Below are 26,630 nucleotides of genomic sequence, written 5' to 3'. Positions count from 1 at the left end.
TGATACTTCTAGAGAGTTTTACACTTCCATCAACTCTATATATTGTTTGGCAATATTTGCAGGCAACAGAGACTCATCAAATGGACATTTAAATGAAGATGCCTGCTTCATTGCTAAATCCATTATTTTAGTTAACGCTTCGATATCATTAACAGGAACTAGATTCTCTGATGGCAGTAATTCACTAGGTCCTGAAGGGCAATTGGTACTAATTACAGGTGTATCTAAAGCCATTGCTTCTGCTATGACTCTGCCAAAGCCTTCAAAATGAGATGATAAAACCAAAAAACTTGCATATTTAATATAAGGATATGGGTTTTCTTTGAACCCTAAAAAATAAACATTATTCGATATATTAAGTTCATTAACCAGCTCTTTAGTCTCTTCAAATAAGTGCCCTTCCCCAATTAATAACAGAGGCAACTGCATCGACGAATTGGCATAAGCTTTAATAAGAACATCATGCGCTTTTTGGGCTTTAAAGCTACCCACATGCACAATGTAATTACTAAAATCTGGTTTATAAAGACTTGATAGTTCATTAATTTTTAAAGCATCAATTGGGTTAAGTATTGTAGTTGTATTTAATAGTCCTAATGCTTTTCTAAAATCATTTTCAACACCATGGCTGATACAAACAATGGGGTGTCGTGAATAAAAAATTTTAAGCTGCTTAACATTCCAGTTTTTATCAGTCTTACTAAGCATTTCTATTTTTTTTGATAACGTATTTCTAATGATATGGATTATATTAGGTAACTGGCTATAACGCATTACCCTATCTGCTCGATCTAGATTAGACAAGGTTAAAGCTGGAGTACCAATATGTTTTTTAACATATCTATCAACAGCTTTAGCTAACGCTATATATCTAAATTTATTATTTGGCAGGATCTTAAAAGGCTTATAATCAATTAGGTGTAAGTTGATACTCTCATTTATTTGATAAGCAACCTTGGTGCTGAATCGCAAAATATGTACATCATATCCTAACTCAATAAAGCCTTCTCCTAGGGTAAGTACTGATCTCTCAGCTCCTCCACCCTGTAGGGAGTTAATAACCAACAAAACTTTCTTACTTTCACTTTTCCCCATATTTCAACTTCCAATACTAAACATTATGTAAAGTTGGACAAATCATCAAATTATCCAAATAACTTTGATATTAGCTTTTAAATAAACGTGCAAAAATAGATTTTTTATTATTAGAACGAGTCACTTTATTACCCTTATATTTTTGATGTGTCTTTTTGGGAAACGCTCCGAATGGTTCTACTCTATAGTCATCAACCCTATAGCCAGCGTCCAACGCTTCTTGGAAATATTTATCAAACAAATCGCTCAATTCTTTTCTAGGGTGTGGCATGACTTTACCATCGAACCAATGCTTAGCCCCCTCACTTTCTATTCGTGGTATAGCATATTTATGACTAAACTGAGTACCCATATCTGAATAATGGAGAATCCTAATATTTTCAATTGGCAAATCCTCCCCATCAACACAATTAAAACTATCTACATAAGGCGTTATTAGTTGTTGGTTTTTTTTGAAATAATCCATTAGCTTTTGATGTCCAGTAGGGTCACTCATTAACTCTGAAACTGGAGTGAGTGTGTGTTTGGCTTTTTCACAATCCCACAAACAAGTACATAACCGAGTTATCTCATCATTAACTTTAGCGGCAACCACACTAGAGCCAGTAATGGGATGATTCCATAATTCATTTAAATCAGACAGTACCACCATATCCGCATCCATGTATATGGCACGGCCTTTAAAGTCACAGTACTCTGGAATAGCCCAGCGAAATCCTGAAAACGGCGTTGCCCACTTTGTCGTATTCCAGCCTTCGCCTATTTCTGGATTAGAGTACCAAAAGCTATTCGGGTCGCGAGATAATTGCATCCATATAATTTCAAATGGCATTTTCGTATGTTTTTTTATACTGTAATCTAACACCATCATTTGTTCTAGATCACAATTATTAGGATCACAGCCAACGAAAATTTTTATTGTTTCATTTTTCATGTTCAGTACTCGGCAGTTTGAATGGTGTATGAGTAGACTTTATTACTCTATAGACTGTTTGAGTCATTCTCAGTCATTAATATTTATTTAATCATTAATGATTAGCACAGCAACATTGGTTTAGTCATAAAATCAGATTACAATAAGCAAATTTTATCACATTTATAAACGGAAATAATTTGCTCAATCTAAATGATTAGAATTAATTTAAATGAATCATAATCTCATTAAATAATGACCAAAGTCATAAATAAATAAGATATAAATAATGTCAAATACTCTAAAAACAGACAGCCAAACACTTAATTATAACCAAAGTGAAAGTTGGCATAAATCAACCTTTTTTCTAGCCATTTTTTTTCTGATATGGTCTATCGTGCCTGCTTTTATAGGCAGTAGCGTGCCATTAGATGTTAGTGAAGGTATCAACTGGGGGCATGAATGGCAGTGGGGTTACTACAAACACCCCCCTCTTTCTTCATGGTTATTGTATAGCTTCTACAAGCTTTTTGGACATATTGGCCCTTATTTTCTCAGCCAAATTCACGTATTACTCTCTTTATTTCTCATATATAAGCTGGGTACCAAGCTATTCTTCCATACGCAAGCTGTTTTGGGTGCGCTACTTGCCCTTGCTATAATTTATTACAATTACCCGACTTTGGAATTCAATCATAACATTGCACAATTCCCTATTTGGGCAGGGCTCAACCTTATATTTTACCAATGTATAACAACCAATCGTTATCGAGATTGGATTTTACTGGGTATAGTGGGTGGCTTGGGTATGCTGACCAAATATAGTGTCGTTTTTCTATTAATTCCAATGGCGATATATTTACTACTTCCAAACCAATGGCGATTACTAAAACAACCAAAGCCTTGGTTATCAGCCATAATCATGTTGGCGATTTTTACGCCACACCTGATGTGGTTAATACAAAACGACTGGTTGCCTTTTACCTATGCTAGTGGTCGCTCTAGTGATAGTACACAAGGCAATTCACTTGCTGCGCACGTTAGCTGGTTCAAATTTTCTCTTGCCCAACTAATTGCTCATATACCTTTGTTAATCATATTATTTTTATCTCGTAAGTATCTAGATTTTCAAAAATTACCTACTATTAGATTAACTCAGCCTAGATTAACAAGTCCTAAACTCACTAAACATAAAAACAGCTCGACATTTAATAAACAAAACACCATAACCGATAGCAAGCTGATTGTCTATTTATGGTTGATGCCATTACTATTTCTTATTGTGCTAAGTCTTATATTTGGTATTGGTCTAAGAGATATGTGGGGCATGCCCATGTGGTCACTATCAGGCTTATTATTTGCCAGTTTAATAAAGCCTGACAGTCTTATTTTACTTAAAGACAAAATAACCAAATATCTGAGAGTTTGGCTGACACTTGTGACAATTTTAATGATAACTTATTTACAGTTTGGGCATAATGTACGTAATAAACCGTCACGAATGGATTGGCCAGAACAGGCCTTAAGTCTGCAAGCACAGCAAACATGGAATGAGATTAGCACTTGCACATGGGATAGCCTTTCAGGGGATCGCTGGCTAAGCGCATTGGTAGCCATGAACGCTAACGCTTCTCAATTTAAAACCACATCCACTTGGCCTTCACTTATGATATCCGGTCCTACTAGCCATTCGCCTTGGATGACTTTAGATCGTCTATCAAAACACGGTACACTGATTATGTCACAAGCTGAAAATGATTTGACCTTACCATTGGTCGATAAACTACCAAAGGAATCTATGATGCATTATCATGGTATCTGGCAAATTAACTGGCCTAAACAGCCAGATTCAGAGCCATTAAAGGTTAAATGGTCAGCTTATATTCCCAATCACTGCGTTAGATAATATATAACTAAAGCTTTTATTTCGTATTTCTATTGATGTTTAACCCATCCAAATGAGTGTTTGAATGCCTGAAAAAATGCCTGAAAATCAGACTTTTCTCTCTATCGTCATGCCGGCATACAATGATGCAGCGGCATTGACGATTTTTTTACCTAAAGTAATTGATTTTGCAAACGCTTTAAATGGCCATCAGCAAGTTATTATTGTAGATGATGGCAGTAAAGATAATATTAGACAGGTATTTGAAACCGCCGTACAATCCTGTCCTGTTCAAATAAAGATACAGCTCATTCGCCTATCTCGCAACTTTGGCAAAGAATCTGCACTTAGTGCTGGGCTGGCTCACGCAAGCGGTAAATACATCGCCATGATTGACTCTGATGGTCAGCATCCATTAAGCGTATTAGAACAAATGATAAAGATGATGGTACAGGCTGAACAGTCTGACCAAACCAATATTGATATGATAGCGGGTATTCAGGCCAATCGCCCTTATGAAAGCCCTTTAGCAAAAACGTTAAAAAGCAGCTTCTATCACTTTATTCAAGACACACAGCGCTATGAGATTCGCCCAAATGCAGGCGACTTTAGAATAATGAATCAAAAAGTGTTACAAGCATTGCTCTCACTACCAGAGCGCCAACGCTTTATGAAAGGACTTTATGCATGGGTGGGCTTTCACACGGTCTATCTACCTTTCACTGCTGATAATCGTGATCATGGCGACAGTAAATTTAATTATACCAGTTTGTTTGAACTTGCTTTAGTGGGCATCACTTCCTTCTCGCAAAAGCCCTTACGTCTCATATCACGAATGGGGTTTTTTGTCTCGTTTCTTGCCTTTTTATACGGCATATATATTGTTTTAGAAACCTTATTTTTTGGCAATGACGTGGCAGGCTGGGCAACAGTGGCAGCGGGTATCATGTTCTCTACTGGTATACAGTTGGTATGTATTGGTGTAATAGGCGAGTATGTTGGACGCTTATATGAAGAAGTGAAACAACGCCCTATTTATTTAATAGATGAGGTATTGAGTAATCAAGACGCTGATACCCGCCCCGACTAACTTACAGTATTAAAGTTAGCACCCTTTCTTTAGTAGAGCTAAATATTTGATGCGTCAGTCAACCTCCGAAATCCTTAAGTTTATGATTATGGGCAGTCTTGCCGCCCTAGTTCACGGTGTCATATTGTATTTAGCGGTCAGCCTATTTAATATATATCCCGCTTGGGCAAATGTTGTTGCCTTTTTATGTGCATTTATTGCCAGCTTTTTTGGTCATTCATGGGTCACCTTCCGCCATAATATACAGCGAACAAATAAAGTAGACAATATAAAACGTTTGGCCAGATGGTTTGGCAGCTCCATTTTAGGCTTTGCCTTAAACCAAGGGTTATTTATGTTAGGTCTAGGGCTATATGGTGAGCGCTATTATTTGTTAATATGGTTTGTGGTTACCGCTATTATTACCGTTTTAAGTTTTCTACTTGGTAAACTATGGGCCTTCAAATCTTAAACTTTAAAATTCTAAGATAATAACGTTAATTCTGAGATAATCACGTTAATTCTAAATAGTTACTATACTATTTTCACTTGCTGTACCAGATTTAACGAGCTATTAATAACAATAAATAGAGACAATCAATAGCAAAAATTACCGCTCGGTTGACTGGTAACCATTTTAAGTGACTTAAACTATATCAACCGAGTTCATTATAATTTATCATAAGCGCTATACTATAACTTATTCATGATGTGATAGCCTAATGACTCTATGAACGCAAATATTAATACCACTACCTATACAGACTCCGCTTTAATAGAATCATCTAATACGTTAAGCAGAAAGGTTATCGTTAATGTTGATGATTTAGGTTTGTCTGAGCCTGTGAACGATGCGGTCATTAATTTAGCCCAGAAGAGGCTAATTACTGCTAGTAGTTATATGGTGGGTGGCCATATTGACAATACCTCAATCAAAGCCCTATATACCTCGAATATTGACGTAGGTCTACACCTAGATTTTACTGGCGTATTTAAAACCACCTTACCCAAATCGTTACCAAAACTGCTTAAAGCAAGTTACTTACAAGGTATTAAAGCAAATGATGTTGCTAATGAAATTAAGCAACAGCTTGATATTTTTGAAGACACCTTCAATCATGCCCCAAGATTTATTGATGGGCATCAACATGTTCATCAGTTTCCAATCATAAGACAATGTCTAATGAATGAATTACTATCTCGTTATGGCAAAAGTCTGAGCCACACCATGGCAGCGAGAGTAACAACCCCTATAAATTACGACTTAAAAGCATGGGTAATTTATTCGTTAGGCGGGCAACAATGGAAAGCATTGTGTGAGCAAACAGGCGTTATAACAAACAGTCATTTTGGTGGGGTGTATGATTTTGAAGCACACTCAGATAAGCTAACAAAGCTATGGGACCGCTGGTTAGGTCAGTGCCCTATCGGAATTGGTGGATTTGATGAGAAAAATAGCCACTACCCAATCTCAGTAATTATGTGCCATCCTGCCACCCCTTATGACAACTGGAATGATGGTATTAAAGAGGCTCGTGAACGTGAATATCAATGGATGAAAAGCGGTGCTTTAAAGACGCTTTATGATAAGCACTCGATTGAGCTCACGCATTGGAGAGATATGTATACTAAAAAAAAGCCACCTAGATAATCAGACATCTTTTCGCATAGGATCAGCAAATAACTTCATTCCATTTGGTAATGACATAATCGCGTATATCCTCCCAAGGAAGCTCGTTGACTAAAATACTTTGATTAGCTAAGGCAAGCTTGTGCATTGCTGCCCTAATGTCCAAATATGCTTGGGTTAACCCTATACAGGTCTCTTCATCCCAAACACCCGTTTCAGCTAAACTTTCAAAAATTCTAATATTATCACTCCATTTAATTAAGCTTGGATACTCATTGGCATGAGCGAGTACGGCATACTGGGCCATAAACTCAATATCAACAATACCACCCGCATCCTGTTTTAAATGGAACTTTCCTTGTTCTTGTGCATCGCTTCCCAAGTGATCTTGCATTTTTTTACGCATTTTTTGAACTTCAAATTTTAATTCATTGATGTCACGTTTACGCGTTAGCACTTCTTCACGTATATGATTAAAGGATTGCATTACATCTCTATCACCACATATCGCCCTTGCTCGCACTAAAGCTTGATGCTCCCAAACCCAAGCCTTAGCTAGCTGATAATGTTGAAATGATTTAATAGATACAACCATCATGCCAGCATTACCAGAGGGTCTCAAACGCATATCAATTTCATACGCACGTCCATCACGTGTTTGGGTATTCAGATAGGTCATAAGCTTTTGAGCAAGTCTTGCAGCAAACTTCATACCGCTGACAGGTTTTGCACCTGTTGTCATCGCTTGCTCATTTATCTGATGTATGAACACTAAATCCAAATCTGAGGTGTAAGACATCTCGATTCCGCCAAGCTTACCATAACCAATAATGGCAAAACCACTATGTGCTTCTGTAACCGAATTACCTTGCTGATTTATAGGATAACCATGGCGCTTAACAAGCTGAGCAAAAGCCCGTTCTAATGCCGCTTCTAATACTACCTCAGCAATGTAAGTCAGAGAATCTGAGACTTTCATAATTGGACGCTCTGCCAGTACATCACTAGCAGCTACAGCAAGCACCTGATTATTTTTGAAGAGACGTAGTGAGCTTAGTAGCAACTCTTCGTCATCTGTTTCTACTCTGAGTAAACGCTGGCGTAAAATATCAGTAAGCTCCTCTTTATCCGGTAGATGGCGATAACGTTGCTGCAAGAATGAATCTAGCAATACAGGGTATCTTGCCAACTCGCCTGATATCCAAGGGCTTGCTGATAACATAGGTATGAGATCGACTGTTGCATCAGGGTTTTCGGCAAGCATAACCAAATAAATGGAACGACGGCAAATAGCTTCGAGTAAGTCTATCAATCTGGGAAGAGCGTCATTTGCACCTTCCTGCTTTATTTCATGCTCAATGAGAGCGTGAGTCAATACAGGATAGGCATTGTCTAAGCGCTCTCTCGCCTCTTCAGAAAGATTAGCCACCATTTTGCTATCCCAAAATTGCTGCAATCGCTTGAGATTTTCTTCGCTTAAAATATCCTCAATATTTTTTGTTGAATCTTGCTTAAAGTCGCTTTCTGAATCTTTAGGCGTTTGGCGTTCAGTAACCATACGGTCAAAAGGAATATTTACATTTTTACGGTGCTGATTTAGGCATTGTAAAAAGTCTTGCCACCCATTGAATCCAAGCGTTAGAGCTAAATTATTCTGCCATTTGGGATCACTTGGCAGCTGCTGAGTTTGGCGATCATTAATGGCTTGAATGCCATGTTCAACTCTTCGAAAAAACCGATAAGCTTGCTCTAAGTTTTTGTAAGTTTCATCATCCAGATAATCAAAGTCATTTAAAACTTTCATGGCATCAAGACACCCTTTTACTTCAAGCTGGCTATCTCGACCACCGTAGATAAGCTGATAGGCTTGAACCACAAACTCAATATCTCTGATACCACCAGCACCAAGTTTTACATTATCTAAATCCTCTCTCTGCGCCACTTGGTTTTGAATCAATGATTTCATTTCGCGCAATGCAGCGAAGGCACTATAATCAACGTAATAACGAAAAACAAAAGGCTTAACTGTCTCATCCAACTGTTTTTTAAATGTGTCGTCTACCCAGTTTACAACGCGGGCTTTAAGCCATGCGAAACGCTCCCATGCTCGACCATGCTTTTCAAAATATTTTTCTAAAGCAGATAAATGTATCGCCAAGTCACTGCCATCTCCCCAAGGTCTCAAACGCATATCAACGCGAAATACGAAGCCTTCAGCTGTATTTTCATCTAAAAGCTTGATAATGCCTTGACCTAAGCGAACCATAAATCGCTTGTTATCAATACACTTAGTTCCTTTTGATCTATCACCATCGGTATGACCGCGAGCACGGTGTACAAATATCAGATCAATATCGCTTGATAAATTTAACTCTTGAGCCCCTAACTTACCCATAGCATAAATTGCCATATCATCGTATTGTAACTTACCATCCTTATCAATAAAGGTGGGTCGACCATAACGCTTAACAAGAGACTTCCATGTATATTCTTTGGCAAAAATTAAACACGAATCAGCGAAATCTGATAACTCTTCAGTGAGCTGCTCAAGCGTAATCACACCGAGTGCATCTTGCCAAATCCATCGCATCATTAAAAGTTCACGCAAACGGCGAAGACCTACCATTACTCCAGCTTCATCCGCTCTCTCTAACCCGCCATCAAGTCCTTCATCCAAGGTAAAATCATCTATTAAATCGCTAATTTGCTGGCGGGTTAGGCACTCATCAAGTGGGTAACTGGTTAAAAAGTTTTTACAGACTAAAGGCTTGTTTTCCCATATATGAAAAGCAAATTGACTGGCCATTTTGAGCCGTTCAATTTGTTCTAAAGTGATAGGTTCTTTATGTGAATTAGACTTGCTAGACGACTGATTATTATCGGTATTATTGGCTGATGACATGGCTAAGCACGACTCCTTTAAAGTGCTAATGTGCTATAAGCCTACCACAGAATTGATATTTTCGAGATATAAGATAAGATAAAATTTACAAAACCTTAGTCAAGATTCAGTATATAACTATTCAGACAATACCCATGCATCACTATGAGGTAACAATATTTTAGAATAGTACGATATGTTCAATAAGGTAACAAACTCTTAAAAGCATACACCTTAAACTGCTAATCTTATACCCATGACCTTGCTGATATGCTGACTTTTACAGTACACAGATCTTCAGATAAATAAAGGTAGTGTTTCCTCCAAATAAATATGAACTCTTGACGCCCACAGAGACAGTCCATACCCAATACCTGCTCCAATTAAAACATCGGTGGGATAATGCAAACCGAGCACCATTCTGGAAAGGGCTACTAAAGCCGCAAAAGGTAACATGATCGGCAATAGTTGTGGGAAATAGCTACCTAAAGTGGCGGTAAATAACACTGCTTGCAAGGTATGACCTGATGGAAAGCTAAAGACATCTAGTGGACGCTCGCCCAAAACAATAACTTGATGCACTTGATAAGGGCGAGGTCTCACGGTTTTAACTTTCAATAATTTATAGATAGTTAAACCCATTAGACTCATTATTATTGTTGTTAGTAGCGGCAATATAGATTGTGTACCACCAATCATAAATGCAGAGGCTAGCATGACATACCAAAACCAACCATCACCTAATCGGCTTATAGTCTTAAAAAAAACGGCGACCGCGTAATTAGTTGAGTATTTATTAATATGAATACAAAGGTTGGTGTCCCAGCTCAGAAACTGTTCCGTACAGAGTGCTAATGTAGGATGACGACTCATCATAGTATAAATTGGACTGGGTGCAATAGTTGAAGGCATACTCGAAGTTTTTAATGATTCAGACCTGTTTCTACTATTAGAACTGGTATGTTTCAAAACTTATCCCCTTATTTTATTAAGATATAAAAAATGTGTATTTAAAGAACCCACTTTTTTTGTACATTAGACCTTAGCCTGTATCGCACTAATAAACATATCCAGCATCTGTTTGGCAGGGCGCTGCCAAGAAAAACCAGCAACTTGCTGAACGGCATGGCTACTTTGTTCTTTCAACACTTGCATTTTAGGGAGTGCAGCTACCATATTTATAAACTCCTTTTTATTACCGACTGGAACCAAGCCTCCATTATTTGGATTGACTAACATACCCGCTGCAGCATCATCATAAGCATACACTGGCAAACCGCTGGCCATTGCCTCAATAACGACATTTCCAAATGTTTCAACTTGACTGGCAAAAATAAACGCATCGCCACTGGCATAATGCTCAGCAAGCTCATGTCCTTTTTTAGCACCTGTAAAGATAATATCCTCGCTGCTGTCACTAGCTAAAGACTCAAGGCGTTGACGGTCTGGTCCATCGCCAACAATAACTAACTTCATAGCACGATGTAGCTGAGCACTTTGCAACGCTTTGAATGATTGAATAACTAAATCAACGCCTTTTTCAGGAGACAGCCGGCTTACCATAATCAGGACAGTATGTTGCTTATGCGCACCCCACTCTTGACGCAAAGACTCACTTCTATGCTCAGGATTAAAACGTTCTAAATCAACGCCACGACCTACTTGAACGAGACGCTTAAAACCAAGTTTATCTAAGTCATTTTGTGTTTTCTGACTGGGTACACAAGTTGCTTTTGATGCATTATGAAACCATTTAAAATAGGTCATCAAAGGACGGGCAATAATTCCAATGCCAAAATGGCGGCTGAAATCATGAAACTGAGTGTGATATCCAGTAGTAGCCGCTATTTTTTGCTTTTTAGCAGCTAATAAAGCAGCTAACCCAAGCGGACCCTCCGTGGCAATATGTACAATGTCAGGCTTTAGCTGCTTAAGCTCGCGTTTTATACGGTTATAAACAGGCATCCCCATTTGTAAATCAGGGTATTTAGGAATTGGCATGCCTTTAACTTGTATATCTTTAGTGACTATGTGAAGTTGGTTAACCTGAGGGTCATCGCGATGATGTTTATCAAAAGAATTATCTTTAAAGTCATTGCTTTCAACATGTTTTGGCTGAGGTCTTAACAGGCTTACCTTATGGCCCATCATAACGAGCTGACTCATTAACTGATGCAAGCTCATGGCGACACCATTGACATCTGGCTGCCACGTTTCTGTAACCAACAGAATATGTATACCTGACGTTGAGCTTTGAACTCGCTTCGCCTGAGGCAGTATGTGTCGTTTTTCATTGCTATCTAAAAGCAGGTCGTTTACTCTCAATAAGCCAAGTGATTTATCCACAATCATATTTTCTCTATCTTGTCCCACTTGAAGCATTGAAGCATTACCAGACACAAGGCGTTCAGTAGATAGATTTAGCTTATTTAGATCGTTTAACATACTTTCCTCACAGCACACTTTACTTTATAAATACTTTTTTCATGCTCACAATCTATCAGTAAGATTTGACAATTGTGTGGCACTTTAATCACAGTTTGATGACAACCCCTTTATTTTTGCTTGTTTGATGCCTGCATTTATTAGAGTTAGTATAGTTAGTGATCTTTTTCTAAATGAGGTCTTACTGATCCGTTTTACTGACTACTAGTTAACCCATAATTTATTGGGTAAAATTTCAATTCACTATGCGGCAATAAATGCTGTTAACATACTCACGATAGAAATTTTAAACAGTAAATAACCTAAAGCATTACTGAGACAAAACTTCATTCAAATGCCTGACTTGAGGCTTTAAATATATGACAACCGCTACGACTTTAATATTGATTACTGTTGACCCAGCACATCCTCTTGCTGAACATGCTTATCGCTATGCCAAATCATTACTAAGCATTTATCATTCTAAATCTTGTGATTCTCCAACTAGTCATGCAGCAGATAGTGATCATAATCATTCTAGAAATCCAGTTCACATTTTCTTTTATGGAGGGTCGGCACACACTGCAAATGCTCTACGCTGGCAAGTTGCGGACAGAGAAAATTTAACCCAAAAATGGCAACAATTAAGTGTAGATTACAATCTGGATTTACCGGTCTGCGTAAGTACGGCCATCACTAGAGGTATTACCGATTTAGCCAATGCAACTCGGCACCAACTAGAGGGTGCAAACTTGGCCCGAGGATTTAAATTGGTTGGTCTAGGAGAGTTAGCGGGTATGCTTAATGAAGCAGATAAAGTGATACAGTTTTAGGCTATGCCATATTTACTATGTCGTGTCCTTATATACAGTAATTAATAAATTGTTAATATTAAACTCAACCTTTAAAGGAACACCTACCGTGTCAATACTTATCCGATTAACGACGCCAACTGAAACAGCCACTTATGAAGGCTGTGCATTAGCGTTAACATTAGCAACTTTCGGCCAATCAGTGCAGCTGATGTTAGGAAGCTCTGTTTTTGGTCAATTGATGCAATCTGATAGCCGTTTAAATGGCATGATTAAGTCGCTTGATATGTATGATATGCCACCTGCTTGGCTTCCTGATGATGTATTTAGTAGTTGGGTTTCAGGGATGGTACCGCCTGACTTGGCAGCCCAACTTGACTTCATTCCAGAAGATTTAGACTCTACTGAATTCACTCAAGTTTTTACCTTTTAATGCGGTAAGCTAACCTATTGAAGTTAATTCGCTTAATTAAATCACTGGGTCTAACGGTAAAAATAATACATGAATACTTTGCTACCGTAAAAATTTCTAATCCATATCGAATATAACACTATAAAGAGCTTAACTATGGTCACACTGTTTCAATTACATGCCAATATGGGGAATTTTAAATCCATCATAAAAGAGATGATCAACCTATGGCAAGCAGGCGATAGTGTTTTGTTGATGGGCGAAACGGTTGCTTATTTAGATTGGTTTGATGCTTACATTTCTGATTTAAATACAGACGATGAATTTGAAGGGACAATTAATGGTATTGCCAATATCTATGTATTATCTGAGGATATTGAGGCGCTCAACGACAGCGCAAAGTTAGCCATAGACTTCAGTAAAGCTATCGCATTAACTGATGATAAGTGGGTGCGATTAACTCAGAAAGTTGATAGAGTAATTACCTTAGGCGTATCGTTATAATAGCCATTAATCTGGCATTGACATATTTTTGAAACTTGCAGTATAAAATGCCAAAAAAACAATAACGCACCGTCCCTATCTAAAACAAATAAACAATATTACCCTCTGTTAGCCATTGCCCTTAAGCACATCAAAAAACCATTAATAACAGCATACGAATGAAAATATATGAATGAAAAAAATCAGGTAAATATTGAACTTGAACTAGATGAAGAAGGTCATTTGATTGATCATAGTTTATGGACGCCTGAGGTCGCACAGCAATTAGCAGACACGCTAGAGGTAACCTTAACAAATACCCATTATGAAATACTGCGTCAAGTCCGCCAGTTTCATCGAGAGTTTAAACACCCCCCATCCACTCGACCGCTGATTAAATATTTGATGAAAACCATGCCTGAGCATGACATTAGCAATCATAAATTGCAGCAGCTATTTAAAACGGGGCTGGTTGCTCGCCATGTCAATCGTATAGCAGGATTACCCAAACCTCCGAACTGCTTGTAATGACAGTTTAAGTAGCGAGTAAAGCGAATATAACCACTATCAAGAGTTGGCTTAGCCACTTTAGCATTGCTCATTTATTTTTTGTGGTAGGTGTTTACTTTGGATCATACGGTGTTAGCTGTTCATAACCCGTACTGCGTCCCATATCTCCTTTGAATCCTTGCTGACGCCACACTTCATATAAACAAATAGACACAGTATTTGCCAGATTCAAACTTCTAGATTCAGGAAGCATGGGCAAGCGCAACCAGTTTTGGGCACCAATATCTGCTCTAATCTCTTCAGGAAGCCCTGCTGTTTCTGATCCAAACACCAATGCAATATTTTCAGACGCTATGCCACCCTCTGCAAAATTATGTTGGGTAAAGTCATACTCATAAAAGGGCTTGCTAAGTTTTGTCGTTAACGCCACCATACGTGAACAGTTGGCCTTCTGTAACGCAAGCTTTGCTTGTTGCCAATCTTTATGAACCTGCATATTTGCATATTCGTGATAATCCAAACCTGCTCTTCGTAGTTTTTTATCCTCAAGATCAAACCCTAAGGGTTCTACTAAATGTAACTTTGCACCTGTGTTAGCACATAATCTAATGGCGCTCCCTGTGTTATTAGGTATACGTGGTTGAACGAGTATTATGTGTATGGTCATGAATATATAAGCCCTTTTGAAAACATTTTTTTACAAATAAGTGACAATTTGATTAAATTCCTTACAATTAACTGTTTTTACCTGAAGCCGTTGTCATCTATGATTTGTTCAAGCATTACCAGTCAATTTTCGCTATTGATGCGAGTAATTGATACAAGTACTTAAAAACAAATATAGGTTATCGGTACTGACGATATTGATTAAATAGCAAGTTGAGTATAGCTGTATCTTATAGTGGTAATGCTTGAACATTCGTTATTTTTATTTTCATTTTTAATTATTAGATTTCTAATCACAAACCACTTTATAGGTGTGTTTTAAACTTTAAGGATATGTTATGAAAAAGTTAGCCCTAGCTTCTTTAGCCGCATTAATCGCATTATCAGGTTGCAATACTTTTAAAGGTTTTGGTCAAGATGTCTCTAAAGCTGGCGACAAAGTTACAGATACTGCAGATAAAGTAGAAGATAAAATCTAATAATGCCAGAAGACTAATATATTTATCCATATATAAAAACCCACTACAATTAGTGGGTTTTTATTTTATTCCCCATATAAGCTTCATTAAAGGGTGTTTTATTATCTTTAATTTATAAATGCTATTTTGGAATAGCGTCATAACCCAGTAATTACTTGGCAATAAGCCAAAAGTTGTTATAATCGGCGGGAGAAATATATTTGTTTATAAACACTATCATATGGGAGAAATAAATGGCAGATTTTAATGTAATTTTAGATGCAGGTGATGTTGACGGTGGTGAAATTAATGTTGTTGTCGAAATTCCAACAGGCAGTAATCATAAAATTGAATGGAATCGTAAACTAGCAGTCTTTGAATTAGATCGTGTTGAACCTGCTATTTTTGCCAAGCCTTGTAATTACGGTTTTATCCCGCAAACACTTGATGAAGATGGTGATGAATTAGATGCGTTAATTATCACAGAGCAGCCCTTAACCACGGGTGTGTTCTTAAAAGCAAAAGTTATTGGCGTTATGAAGTTTGTAGATGATGGTGAAGTTGACGATAAAATTGTCGTAGTACCTGCTGATGACCGTAATAATGGTAATGCTTACAATAGTTTAGCAGACCTTCCAAAACGCTTAATCGAACAATTAGAGTTCCATTTCAGTCACTACAAAGATTTGAAAAAAGCAGGCACTACTGTTGTTGAATCTTGGGAAGATACTGAAGAAGCTAAACGAGTAATTAAAGAAGCTATTCAACGTTGGAACGATAAATAATAGTGATCCGATGAGCAGTTAGTTAATAGCCAGCAAGTTCTGCACAATAGGATTAGCCTAGCCAGTTAGCTTAAATTATTTAGTATTCAAAGCACTTTAACCCTCTGTTAAAGTGCTTTTTATTTATAGTACAATTTTATTTATAGTACAAATAGTCCAATTGAAGTCGTTATAATCTAAGAAGTCATAAATTATAAAGGATGATGTTGAAAACGAACGGTGATAGTAGCGGTTGCTAAAAGTTGTTACAGCAAGCGCAGATAACTCAGTAAACTTAGCCAAGAAACTACTAGAGCTTTAGAATAACTTTAACTTTACCTGTAAATTATTGAGGATTACCATGTCGGAGAAGCTGCCGAAACACATTATCCAGATGATTGAAAAAAACAATATGGTCATGGCGATTAACACTCTTGCTGAAGAGCGTAATATTAGTATGACTGAGGCTAAATCTGCTATTGATGAATATGATAGCCAGCTTAAACAAAGGCAACAACAAAAAGTTTTAGCTATAGCTTCAAAACAAGGGGTTGTCAAATCCAACACCCCTATAGAGCCTTCTCCAAATGAAGATTCATCAGATAAAATGCATACTTTGAATGCAGGGCTCGACAGTCATCTACAAAGTATCGGCTATAAAAAACCCTTAATACCTTACTGGGTAAAAAGAGTTTCTATAATAATCATAGTTATACTTGTATTAGCATTAATAATTAGCCAGTTGTTACCTTAATCAAACCTACGCCAATACCTTATTAAACCACTGACCAATTGCTTTGATTTGTGGTAAACAAACTTGATGCGCCATAGGGTACGTTGTAAAATCAACGGCATAGCCCTTCTCTTTAAGCGATTCAGCCGCACGTTGTGCCAACACAACTGGTACTACAGGATCTTGAGTACCATGATCAATTTTAATCAATATGTTGCGATTGTCATCCGTAAAATGGGCGCTATCATCAATGGCTAAATAAGTAGAAAGTGCTAGTAAACCACCCAGCTTTTTTGGATGTGTTAAGGCCACTTGGTAGGCAATAGCACCTCCTTGTGAAAATCCAGCAATGACAATATTTTCCTTTTTTACACCGCGTTCAACTTCTCTTTCAATTAAGTCATTAATCGACTTGGTGGATTGCTGAATTTGCGCCACATCTACCTTACGATCTAAGCTTACCTCTAAAATGTCATACCATGCAGGCATTATCATCCCCCCATTGATGGTCACTGGAACTTGCGGAGCATGAGGAAACACAAAACGTACTGCCAAATCACTACTTAAACCAAGCTCTGGCACCACGGGCACAAAGTCATGCCCACTAGCACCTAATCCATGCATCCAAATTACAGATCGATCAATCTCTTTATTGGCAGGATTGTGCTCTACGGTCTCGCATTTTAGATAGTTACTCATTATTACTCCTTCATATTATTATTATCAAACAGGTAAGAATTCTGAAAAAATTATTTAAATATGTCATGAAACCGTCAATAAAATCAGGTAGCTTAAAGTCTACAAATGTTTATTATCAAACCATAAAATAATCATAATTTTAACATAGCCAAACTTTTAACATAGGCAAACTTTAGGAACCTCAAATGTTATTTTCTCAGTTTAACTCTATCATACAAACAAATAAAACAAAGCATAGCAGATCGTTACTGGCATGTGCACTATGCGTCAGTTTAGCGCCATTAACGTTAGTTGGGTGTGATGACGACGATGACCCCATCGTTGTTAGTGATCCAAAAGACAACAAGGATGAGGACAAAAAACCCGATACGCCTGAAAAACCAGATATTGACCCCGCCAGTAAAGTTGCGTTTACCTATGGTACGCGTCCTTTATATTTAATTGATGACATGGATGAGAGTCCACTTAAAAATGAACTTTCAGCTTGTGAAGGTCAAACACCTAAAAAGTCTGACTTTTCCATATCTCATCGCGGAGCCCCTCTTCAATACCCTGAACATACTTATGACGGCTATAAGGCCGCTGCTCATATGGGATCCGGTATATTAGAATGTGATGTCGCCTTTACTAAGGATCAGCAACTGGTTTGCCGACATGCTCAAAATGATTTACATACCACAACCAATATATTAGCCACAGATTTAGCCAATAGCTGTTCAACACCTCCTCAACTTGATGCTGCAGGAAACCTGTTGAATGCTAATGACATTGAATGTCGTACCTCAGATATCACATTAGCCGAATTTAAATCTCTAAAAGGCAAAATGGATGCGGCTAATAAACAAGCCACTACTCTTGATGGTTATATGAATGCCACAGCCCCATGGCGTACAGAGTTATATAACCAAAATGGACAATTAATGAGTTTAGAAGAGCATATTGCTCTCGCTGAAAGCTTAGCTCTAAAGCATACACCCGAGCTAAAAACACCAGTAGAAACGATGCCTTATGGCACTTACACTCAAGATAATTATCGCCAGCAATTAATAGACACTTACAAAAAGGCGGGAGTCAGTGGTGATAAAGTCTATGCTCAATCGTTTAATATTGATGATGTAACATACTGGATTAATAACACACCAGATTTTGGTAAAAATGCAGTATATCTCATTGATGATAGCAACGAGACCGCGGAAGGCCAAACCTTTGACAAAAACGATCCTAACACTTGGAAACATTCATTCCAAGAATTAAAAGGCCTAGGCATAAATATCATTGCTCCTGCCACATGGTTGTTAGTAAGCACTGATGGTAACGGCAATCTCAAGGCATCTGAATATGCGAAACAAGCCAAAGCTGCAGGATTAGAAATTATTACTTGGTCTATAGAACGCTCTGGGCCGTTGGCAAATGGTGGTGGTTGGTATTACAGTGGTCTTGAAGATGCCATTAATAATGATGGCGATATGTTTAATTATATCGACGTATTGGCACAGGATGTTGGCGTTATGGGTATATTCTCAGACTGGCCCGCCACAGTAACCTACTATGCTAACTGTAAAGGGTTATAAAGCTTAGGCATACCCCTTAACAAACATTTTCACATTGATTTAAATCCAAGCAATGAGTTCATTGCTTGGATTTATTGTTTTATGTCTTATTTAGGGTATGTTCTATATATAAAGCTAATTAAGAAAGGAGGGCTATCATGTCAATACTTATGTCAACACTGATAGAATTGGTTCAGTCCATCCCACTATGGCATCTAGTAGGATTGTTCTTTGCTGGTGTCGTGGCCTTTATTGTATCTACCATTTCAGGTGGCGGTGGTGCTTTATTGCTAATCCCTATTACCTCTTCAATAATTGGGGCGCCATCTGCTCCGCCAGTGATTAATCTTGGTACATTCATTAGTCGTCCCTCCCGTTTAATTCTATTTTGGAAAGACATTGACTGGTCACTTACCAAATATTATGCACCCAGTGCCATTATTGGCGCATGGCTTGCTGGGCTATTATTTAGCCGCATGAATGCAGGGTGGATACAATTATTGGTGGGTATATTCTTAGTCTCTACCCTATTCCAATACCGCTTTGGTAAAGTAGATAAAACGTTCAATATGCCCAAATCTGGCTTTATTCCTTTAGGATTTATAACTGCGTTTATTAGTACCATCGTAGGAGGGCTCGGGCCTGTGTTAAATCCTTTTTATATGAACACTGGGCTACAGAAAGAAGACCTTATTGCCACTAAAACCGCCAATTCATTTTTTGTAGGTATTGCCCAAATTGGTAGTTATGCGTTTTTTGGAGTCTTAACCTCTCAACTATGGGTGTATGGCTTGGCCTTAGGGCTTGGTGCAGTACTAGGTAACATCATAGGTAAACGTTTTCTCGCAGGCATGACTGTGCACCAATTCAGAGTGGCGTTAATTCTATTAATGGTGGTAAGCGGTTTGGTTATGATAGTCAAAAATATTAAAGTCATTATATGACTGTAATTAAGTATAACGGACTTTAGTATAACGGACTTTAGTATATCTAAAATTTAATCTAACGGGGATTTAACCAGAACATTGCTAAAAGCACTTAAATTGAATGGCAGTTAACATTCTTCATCAATTTTTCATATTGTGTTCATGTGAATCGCACATTTACCTATTTTGATTATGCTAGGATAGATAAAGTTAAATAGATGAAATGACAATGATATATTAAATTTGGTCGAAAACCCCTATGACTTACTCTACTACCGATAAAACACACGTCTTATCTCAAAATGCTTCACAAGTTAGACCACATATTTTATTGGTTGAAGACGACCCTGCTATTGCCACCTCTCTAAAGGTTACCTTTAAACGCGAAGGCTGGAAGGTTACGTGGTTAGATAACGCCAGCGATGTAATGCCCACTCTTATTGATATGTTAAGAAATGAAGAAAGCTTATCTGGTATTATTTTAGATGTTGGACTACCCGACGGTGATGGCTTAAGTCTTTGCCAATCCATTCGTCATTCAGCAGCTATTGGTAACCTTAAACATCTACCCATCGTATTTTTAACCGCCCGCAGTGATGAAGTCGATCGTATTTTAGGACTGGAGATGGGTGGGGATGATTACTGCCCAAAACCCTTCAGTCCAAGAGAGCTCGTGGCACGCCTTAAAGCAATCTGGCGACGTGAACAATTAACCGTAAACACGGTTGATAAACTCACGGACTCAGTGGATAGCTCAATAGAACCACAAATATTCCAGTTGGCATCTGGGAATTGGCGCTATGAGCCATTAACTTATACTCTTTATTGGAATGATATAAAACTTGAGCTAAGCAATACCGAACGAAAATTGCTGTTAGCCTTATTAGCTAACCCAGATCGTGTCTTTAGCCGTGAACAGTTGCTAAGCGCAATAAGTGAGCATCCAGATCATCGTCTCGCTCGCACAATAGATAGCCATATTAAATCCATACGTAAGCAGCTTGCTTTGGTTAGTCAAGATAATGGGGATAACGATAGCGTTGACATTATCCATACACATCGCGGGATTGGTTACGGCCTATGTTCAGCATGAATAAACAATACCCTAACACCGACCATTCTATCAAGTTACCCAGCTCTAAGAAAAAAAGAGCTGAGCAAAACAGCGCTGAAAAAAAATCAGCAGAGCAAAACTGGTACGCTAAACTTCACCCAATGGGTAAACATGATGACGCCTTGACCACAGTTAATAAAAGAAAAAACCTGTTAAACCTCAGTTTATTTTTTAGAATCTGGCTTGCTGTAGGCATCATTATTATCATTTCTGGTATCGTCATTTTCAATCAACTCTTCAACTATGTTCGCCCAGTTACCCAGCAAGTCATTGAAGATACTTTGGTGGATACCGCCATGCTCCTGTCAGCAAGTCTGCAAGCTCCGATGCAGTCTGGAGAAATAAAAAGTAGCCAATATAAGGCGATGCTGGATACTGCGTTTGCCTTACCTAATCTGCCAGATAAACAAAACAGATATGCTAGTCCACATGAGCTAGATATTTTGGATACTTGGTATCATCACAAAACACACAGTAGTTTTCGCGTCTATGTCACAGATGCCAAAGGCCATGTGGTTTATGACTCATTAGTCGGTGCAAAAAATGCTGAAGGCAAAGACTATTCAAAATGGAATGATGTCTATCTAACCCTTCAGGGAAAGTACGGCGCTCGTACTACTCGAAGTAATAAGGACGATCAATCGACTTCAGTGATGTATGTTGCACAGCCAATTTATGCCCCTAATAGCGCCAATCAAGAAATAATCGGTGTGGTCAGTGTCGGTAAACCCACTGCTACCGTACTGCCCTATCTGGATGCTACCCGTCAACGCATGCTAAGCACCTCTTTATTTATTAGTATCATAACGTTAGTAATGGCCGGCCTTGTTGCCTGGTGGCTTAAACAAAGTATGATGCTGGTCACTCGTTATACCCAATCACTCGCACAAGATGCCAAGAAACCCTACTTTTATTTAGCCAGTGAATTGAATGAATTAACCGATACTATTGAGGATATGAAGTATCGTCTAGAAAACAAAGCGTATGTGAATGATTATGTACATACGCTGACGCATGAGCTAAAAAGCCCACTCACTGCTATAAGAGCTAGTGGCGAGTTGTTAGAGGCGTCAGATCTAGAGGATGAAGACAGGCTAATGTTAAGCCAAACCATTACTGAACAAAGTATCAAGCTTCAGTCACTGATTGATAGACTGTTGCTTCTTGCTAAAATTGAACAGCCCACTTTTAAGTTAGCGATACAGGCAATTAACCCTGATGAGCTGATACGTCGTCTCATTACTAATTACGAGATTCAGTGTCTACAGCAACAGGTTCATATTGATTATAACTGTGACTTAACTGATAGCAATATAGAGGTACTTGCAGATGAGTTTTGGTTAACGCAGGCCCTACAAAATATTATAGACAATGCCGTGTATTTTGCCCATTCGCACGTCGTGATTCATTTAACTGATCATAATAGGCACAATGACACATCAGCTATAGAAATCAACATATTTAACGATGGCGACTTAATTCCTGACTATGCCTTAAGTAAAGTCTTTGACCGTTATTTTAGTTTGTCACATCAGCATAACAAAGCAATTTTAAATCGATTAAATGAAGACAACTCAATTAAAAGCAGCCATGCTAAAAAAGGGACTGGGCTAGGCCTAACCCTAGTTAAACAAGTCGTTGAACGTCACGACGGTAAAATAGTTATCCACAATATTCAAGCACCAGACGTTGAAGATAATAGAAAGTCAGCAATAACTGCTAACTGCGACTCTGCCTCAACCTCCGGTGTTTTAGTTTGTATTCATCTTCCGATACAGCTAAATAAAACATCTGACTAACAGAAAATAAAGGGTCAGTTTGTATTGCTATATTTTTTTATTGCTGATTATTTTATTGCTGTTTATACAGTCAAATAAATTTAAAATCGCTATAAAGTTACCGAGTGCAGATAAATTAATGAATAGTACGGCAACCAAGGTTAACACCGTAGCGATTTATAAGTTCGACGACCATAATCTATAGTCTTTTTTTCCTACTTGCACAATGCTGATATAACTTTACTCCGGCTCGCTCAACGGGACAATACGATCTTTTTGACCGCTGCCAAGTACCACATCGCTACCATAGCCATCTGGATTGTCAAGCAAATACGCCTCCATCTTATCTATACTTTCGCTATCCTTGGTGGCTAATATACGCTCCTTGATAGCCTCAACAGGTGGTATAGGTAAGTTTTTTAATAGAGAAAGGAGCTGCGCATTATTGCCCTCCGAAACTACCAATTCAATGAGCGCACGCGCATCTATAGGTAAGTCAGCTGTCGACTGAGCCATTAATGCCAAATGATAAGCACCTGCCACATCCTTATCATCCATAATACGCTGCTCAATCGCCACATAAGTTTCGGCAGTGGCCCCACCTGCCACACTTAGCAAATGGATACACTTTAAAGCAGAGTCCGATTCTTTATCTGCTATTGCAATAATTTTTGAAGACTGCTCTTTCATTTTTTTTAATTGCTTTCCATTGTCTAAATTCATGTTTTTATCCTTTTTTAAGAGGCTGTGTAAGTTTTAAGTAAATAAGTAAATAACTAAAGTATAATTAAATAATAAAGAGCCTCAGAAATCTATTCTGAGGCTCTTGACTGACAATCCTTTCATTCAAAATAATGAATTAATTTACTCAGATGGACTATGCTCTTCAACCAAAGGTTTCAGCTCGCCTGATTGGTACATTTCTAAAATAATATCAGAGCCACCCATTAGTTCGCCGTTAATCCATAATTGGGGAAAGGTTGGCCAGTTAGCCACTTTTGGTAACGTCGCACGAATCTCAGGATTTTCTAAAATATTAACAAATGCAAAAGGTCGACCAATTTGAGTCAACACTTCTATGGCTTTCGCAGAAAAGCCACACTGTGGAAATTGAGGTGATCCTTTCATATACAGAATCACAGGATTTTCTTTAATTTGGTTACGAATCACCGTTTCGATATTGTCTGTCGCATCATTTGGAGCGGTTTGGTCTGTCATAATAAACCCTTAGTTTCTATTTTTTGGTGTAATAATGTTGAGTGTAATAGGTTATAGCTATTTAGGCATTGGCGATTAATTCATTCAAATAATTTTGTTATAAAACTGCTTGAATCATTTATGGGGATACTCATTAAAAATTCAATACCCTTTGATAATCAAGTTTTAATATGAATAAGTATCCATTTACAAACGTATGAATTTAGACAAGTAAGCCTCTATCTAAAAAGCACGATTAAAAGTGTATTTCAAACCTTTAACGTTTCTGTATGCAAATTATTAATAGTTAATTTTTCTGTAATAGAACTACACAGCTTACCATGATACCTTCTGAACGACCAGTAAAGCCAAGTTTTTCAGTAGTGGTTGCTTTCACACTGATAACCTCTACAGATGTGTTTAAATCATTAGCAATATTGGTTCGCATTGCTAGATTATGCTTAGCAAGCTTTGGTCTTTCGCACATTACCGTTATATCAGCATTCAATAGTCTATAATCATGTTCAATTACCAGATTATAAACATGGCGCAATAAGACACGAGAATCCAAACCTGAATTGGCCTCGTCTGTGTCAGGAAAATGTTGACCAATATCGCCAAGTGCTAGGGCACCAAGCAAGGCGTCTGCCAGTGCATGGAGTACCACATCACCATCTGAATGAGCCAGTAAGCTTAATGTATGCGGTATTTTGACACCGGCTAAAGTAACAAACTGTTCTGCGCCGCCATTATCATAAAAAGCGTGAACATCAATACCCTGTCCAATTCTTATCATTATCAACTCATAAATGTTATAATTCTTGCAAATTTTATCACAGTTTAAGTCCTTTATGACCGCACCTAGCATCTCATCAAAGTCTTCGCCAATACACTACCCTGCTTTGAGCTTACATGATATAGCCAATGCCAATAAGACTCGAGTTATTGTCGGTATGTCTGGTGGAGTCGACTCTTCAGTCTCTGCTGTACTGCTTCAACAAGCAGGATTTATTGTTGAAGGCTTATTTATGAAAAATTGGGAAGAAGATGACGGTACAGAATATTGTACCGCCATGGAAGATCTAGCCGACGCCCAAGCAGTATGTGACAAGATCGGTATTCCTTTACACACTGCAAACTTTGCTATGGAATATTGGGATCGAGTTTTTGAACACTTTTTAGCGGAATATCAAGCAGGACGTACTCCAAATCCTGACATTCTTTGTAATAAAGAAATTAAATTTAAAGCCTTTTTAGATTATGCATCTGACCCAAAATTTGGCCTTGGCGCAGATTACATTGCGACAGGGCATTATACCCGTCGTAGCGTTAACTATTGCCGTGAGGATGGCACTGAGGTAGCCCAGCTGTTACGAGGTTTAGACAACAATAAAGACCAAAGCTACTTTTTACATGCAGTGGGTGGCGATAAGATTGCTAAGACTTTATTTCCTGTCGGAGAGTTAGAAAAACCTAAAGTTCGCAAGATTGCAGAAGCACATGACCTTGCTACTGCTAAGAAAAAAGATTCGACTGGTATTTGCTTTATTGGCGAACGTCGTTTTAAAGATTTTTTACAACAATACCTGCCAGCCAAACCCGGCGATATCGTCACTGATGATGGGATAGTCATTGGTAAACACGATGGGCTAATGTATTATACTTTAGGTCAACGTGGTGGTATTGGTATTGGCGGCGTAAAGGATCGCCCAGAAGAACCTTGGTTCGTATTGGCTAAAAACTTAGATAAAAACCAGCTTATCGTTGGTCAAGGCCACAATCATCCTATGATGATGAGTAAACGTTTAACTGCCTATAAATTAGACTGGGTTGAACGAGTTGCTCCAGCAGAAATCTTTACTCAACATGGGCTTATGTGTACGGCTAAAACTCGATATCGTCAGCCCGATCAAGGATGTACTGTAGTTGTAGATACTGATGATAAGCATAAGGTAAATGTTATTTTCGATGAGCCACAACGTGCGGTTACCCCAGGTCAATCTGTTGTATTTTATAGTGATGAAATCTGCTTAGGTGGCGGTGTTATTGAGTCTATGCAGCCCATTTAATTTAGCTTTTAAGTTTTAAGATTGACTAACTAAGACTTACTAATTAGGCTAAACAGGAAGTGGATTAGTTATTTATTTAAAACAACAAAGTCATTTTATTACTTATAATAAAATGACTTCATGATTAAGAATTAGAGATTAAAGACAGTCATAATTGAATACTTCAAAGGTTTCAATGTCCTTCTTAATACTATCTATATTAACGTCTTCTGCAGCTTCGATTTTAATTTGCCCTCCACCAATACACTCTAAAGCGAATTCACGACTATCAATTAACTTGGGCGTACTAACTTTACATTTTTTTTGATAGAAATACTATAGTCAGCGAACTACTAAACGGTTACGGCGTTAACCTCGTTAAGCCTACTCCAGTAGTACTTGCACTCGGTTGCCTTGTAACCATTTTAGACTTCTTTGACTATATTTGGCCCCAAAGGTTGTGTGCCAATATAGATAGTATTATTGATAATCGGACAGGATTTTAATGATCTAAAAGCTAAAGGCTCCTGTGAGATGTGTTGTCTGCCACTACTATCGGAGTCACCACCACATGCACTTCACA

Annotated in this window: 26 protein-coding genes; 16 read left to right on the top strand and 10 right to left on the bottom strand. The window is 38.0% G+C overall.

From position 1 onward, the window contains the following. Positions 1-18: 18 nt before the first annotated feature. Complete coding sequence (locus tag AC2SLL_RS08320) at positions 19-1,095, bottom strand: glycosyltransferase (protein WP_486531222.1); 1,077 nt, start codon at positions 1,093-1,095, stop codon at positions 19-21. Between the two features lie 70 nt (positions 1,096-1,165). Beyond that, a complete protein-coding gene (locus AC2SLL_RS08315; RefSeq protein WP_486531221.1) occupies positions 1,166-2,029 on the bottom strand; it encodes a glycosyltransferase in 864 nt (287 codons plus the stop codon). A gap of 268 nt (positions 2,030-2,297) precedes the next feature. Here AC2SLL_RS08315 and AC2SLL_RS08310 point away from each other — a divergent pair, with 268 nt between their 5' ends. From AC2SLL_RS08310 to AC2SLL_RS08295, 4 genes are all read left to right on the top strand, one after another. Further along, complete coding sequence (locus tag AC2SLL_RS08310; RefSeq protein ID WP_486531219.1) at positions 2,298-3,914, top strand: glycosyltransferase family 39 protein; 1,617 nt, start codon at positions 2,298-2,300, stop codon at positions 3,912-3,914. A gap of 64 nt (positions 3,915-3,978) precedes the next feature. Next, a complete protein-coding gene (locus tag AC2SLL_RS08305) occupies positions 3,979-4,983 on the top strand; it encodes a glycosyltransferase family 2 protein (RefSeq protein WP_486531218.1) in 1,005 nt (334 codons plus the stop codon). Positions 4,984-5,032: 49 nt separating this feature from the next. Next, entirely contained in the window at positions 5,033-5,434 is a 402-nt protein-coding gene (locus AC2SLL_RS08300) for a GtrA family protein (protein ID WP_486531217.1), read from the top strand. Positions 5,435-5,692: 258 nt separating this feature from the next. Beyond that, positions 5,693-6,613, top strand: coding sequence for a ChbG/HpnK family deacetylase (locus AC2SLL_RS08295; protein WP_486531216.1), 921 nt, complete (start codon positions 5,693-5,695; stop codon positions 6,611-6,613). Positions 6,614-6,635: 22 nt separating this feature from the next. On the opposite strand, the gene glnE is transcribed toward AC2SLL_RS08295, so the two are convergent. From glnE to AC2SLL_RS08280, 3 genes are all read right to left on the bottom strand, one after another. Then, positions 6,636-9,494: a bifunctional [glutamate--ammonia ligase]-adenylyl-L-tyrosine phosphorylase/[glutamate--ammonia-ligase] adenylyltransferase gene (gene glnE / locus AC2SLL_RS08290; RefSeq protein WP_486531215.1), complete on the bottom strand. Its 2,859-nt coding sequence runs from the start codon at positions 9,492-9,494 to the stop codon at positions 6,636-6,638. Positions 9,495-9,770: 276 nt separating this feature from the next. Then, positions 9,771-10,346, bottom strand: coding sequence for a phosphatase PAP2 family protein (locus AC2SLL_RS08285; protein ID WP_486531250.1), 576 nt, complete (start codon positions 10,344-10,346; stop codon positions 9,771-9,773). 162 nt (positions 10,347-10,508) lie between these two features. After that, the gene (locus AC2SLL_RS08280; protein WP_486531214.1) at positions 10,509-11,918 is read right to left on the bottom strand and encodes a glycosyltransferase family 4 protein; all 1,410 of its coding nucleotides are present in this window, start codon (positions 11,916-11,918) and stop codon (positions 10,509-10,511) included. 359 nt (positions 11,919-12,277) lie between these two features. Here AC2SLL_RS08280 and tusD point away from each other — a divergent pair, with 359 nt between their 5' ends. The 4 genes from tusD to AC2SLL_RS08260 all read left to right on the top strand — a co-directional run bounded on the left by tusD (position 12,278) and on the right by AC2SLL_RS08260 (position 14,132). After that, complete coding sequence (gene tusD / locus AC2SLL_RS08275) at positions 12,278-12,730, top strand: sulfurtransferase complex subunit TusD (protein WP_486531213.1); 453 nt, start codon at positions 12,278-12,280, stop codon at positions 12,728-12,730. 88 nt (positions 12,731-12,818) lie between these two features. Further along, entirely contained in the window at positions 12,819-13,142 is a 324-nt protein-coding gene (locus AC2SLL_RS08270) for a hypothetical protein (protein WP_486531212.1), read from the top strand. Positions 13,143-13,277: 135 nt separating this feature from the next. Further along, positions 13,278-13,625: a hypothetical protein gene (locus AC2SLL_RS08265; protein ID WP_486531211.1), complete on the top strand. Its 348-nt coding sequence runs from the start codon at positions 13,278-13,280 to the stop codon at positions 13,623-13,625. A 192-nt stretch (positions 13,626-13,817) separates the two neighbouring features. Next, positions 13,818-14,132, top strand: a complete 315-nt coding sequence (locus AC2SLL_RS08260) for a TusE/DsrC/DsvC family sulfur relay protein (protein ID WP_486531249.1) — start codon at positions 13,818-13,820, stop codon at positions 14,130-14,132. Positions 14,133-14,226: 94 nt separating this feature from the next. Here the strand turns inward: AC2SLL_RS08260 and AC2SLL_RS08255 are convergent, their stop codons facing one another. Continuing rightward, positions 14,227-14,781: a tRNA (cytidine(34)-2'-O)-methyltransferase gene (locus tag AC2SLL_RS08255; RefSeq protein ID WP_486531210.1), complete on the bottom strand. Its 555-nt coding sequence runs from the start codon at positions 14,779-14,781 to the stop codon at positions 14,227-14,229. A gap of 337 nt (positions 14,782-15,118) precedes the next feature. On the opposite strand from AC2SLL_RS08255, the gene AC2SLL_RS08250 reads away from it, so the two are divergent. From AC2SLL_RS08250 to AC2SLL_RS08240, 3 genes are all read left to right on the top strand, one after another. Further along, positions 15,119-15,259, top strand: coding sequence for an entericidin A/B family lipoprotein (locus AC2SLL_RS08250; RefSeq protein WP_486531209.1), 141 nt, complete (start codon positions 15,119-15,121; stop codon positions 15,257-15,259). A gap of 233 nt (positions 15,260-15,492) precedes the next feature. Next, entirely contained in the window at positions 15,493-16,023 is a 531-nt protein-coding gene (locus tag AC2SLL_RS08245; RefSeq protein ID WP_486531208.1) for an inorganic diphosphatase, read from the top strand. Between the two features lie 373 nt (positions 16,024-16,396). Further along, entirely contained in the window at positions 16,397-16,756 is a 360-nt protein-coding gene (locus AC2SLL_RS08240) for a hypothetical protein (protein WP_486531207.1), read from the top strand. A 6-nt stretch (positions 16,757-16,762) separates the two neighbouring features. Here the strand turns inward: AC2SLL_RS08240 and AC2SLL_RS08235 are convergent, their stop codons facing one another. Continuing rightward, the gene (locus AC2SLL_RS08235) at positions 16,763-17,434 is read right to left on the bottom strand and encodes an alpha/beta hydrolase (RefSeq protein ID WP_486531206.1); all 672 of its coding nucleotides are present in this window, start codon (positions 17,432-17,434) and stop codon (positions 16,763-16,765) included. A gap of 185 nt (positions 17,435-17,619) precedes the next feature. On the opposite strand from AC2SLL_RS08235, the gene AC2SLL_RS08230 reads away from it, so the two are divergent. From AC2SLL_RS08230 to creC, 4 genes are all read left to right on the top strand, one after another. Next, positions 17,620-19,005, top strand: a complete 1,386-nt coding sequence (locus AC2SLL_RS08230; RefSeq protein WP_486531205.1) for a glycerophosphodiester phosphodiesterase family protein — start codon at positions 17,620-17,622, stop codon at positions 19,003-19,005. Positions 19,006-19,142: 137 nt separating this feature from the next. Next, positions 19,143-19,928: a sulfite exporter TauE/SafE family protein gene (locus AC2SLL_RS08225; RefSeq protein WP_486531204.1), complete on the top strand. Its 786-nt coding sequence runs from the start codon at positions 19,143-19,145 to the stop codon at positions 19,926-19,928. 241 nt (positions 19,929-20,169) lie between these two features. Beyond that, on the top strand, positions 20,170-21,003 hold the full coding sequence (locus AC2SLL_RS08220; RefSeq protein ID WP_486531203.1) for a response regulator: 834 nt from the start codon (positions 20,170-20,172) through the stop codon (positions 21,001-21,003). After that, positions 21,000-22,823, top strand: a complete 1,824-nt coding sequence (gene creC, locus AC2SLL_RS08215) for a two-component system sensor histidine kinase CreC (RefSeq protein ID WP_486531202.1) — start codon at positions 21,000-21,002, stop codon at positions 22,821-22,823. Before AC2SLL_RS08220 ends, creC begins: the two co-directional genes overlap by 4 nt. A gap of 219 nt (positions 22,824-23,042) precedes the next feature. Here the strand turns inward: creC and AC2SLL_RS08210 are convergent, their stop codons facing one another. The 3 genes from AC2SLL_RS08210 to ispF all read right to left on the bottom strand — a co-directional run bounded on the left by AC2SLL_RS08210 (position 23,043) and on the right by ispF (position 24,795). Continuing rightward, complete coding sequence (locus tag AC2SLL_RS08210) at positions 23,043-23,525, bottom strand: hypothetical protein (protein ID WP_486531201.1); 483 nt, start codon at positions 23,523-23,525, stop codon at positions 23,043-23,045. A 141-nt stretch (positions 23,526-23,666) separates the two neighbouring features. Then, on the bottom strand, positions 23,667-24,020 hold the full coding sequence (gene grxD / locus AC2SLL_RS08205; protein WP_486531200.1) for a Grx4 family monothiol glutaredoxin: 354 nt from the start codon (positions 24,018-24,020) through the stop codon (positions 23,667-23,669). Positions 24,021-24,306: 286 nt separating this feature from the next. Next, positions 24,307-24,795: a 2-C-methyl-D-erythritol 2,4-cyclodiphosphate synthase gene (ispF, locus tag AC2SLL_RS08200; RefSeq protein WP_486531199.1), complete on the bottom strand. Its 489-nt coding sequence runs from the start codon at positions 24,793-24,795 to the stop codon at positions 24,307-24,309. Between the two features lie 55 nt (positions 24,796-24,850). Between ispF and mnmA the strand changes: the two genes are divergently transcribed. Further along, on the top strand, positions 24,851-26,068 hold the full coding sequence (gene mnmA / locus AC2SLL_RS08195) for a tRNA 2-thiouridine(34) synthase MnmA (RefSeq protein ID WP_486531198.1): 1,218 nt from the start codon (positions 24,851-24,853) through the stop codon (positions 26,066-26,068). The last annotated feature ends 562 nt before the right edge of the window (positions 26,069-26,630 follow it).

Source organism: Psychrobacter sp. CX97 (assembly GCF_057396285.1).
The sequence above is the reverse complement of the archived record's forward strand: the minus strand, read 5'-3'. Positions and strand labels throughout refer to the sequence as shown.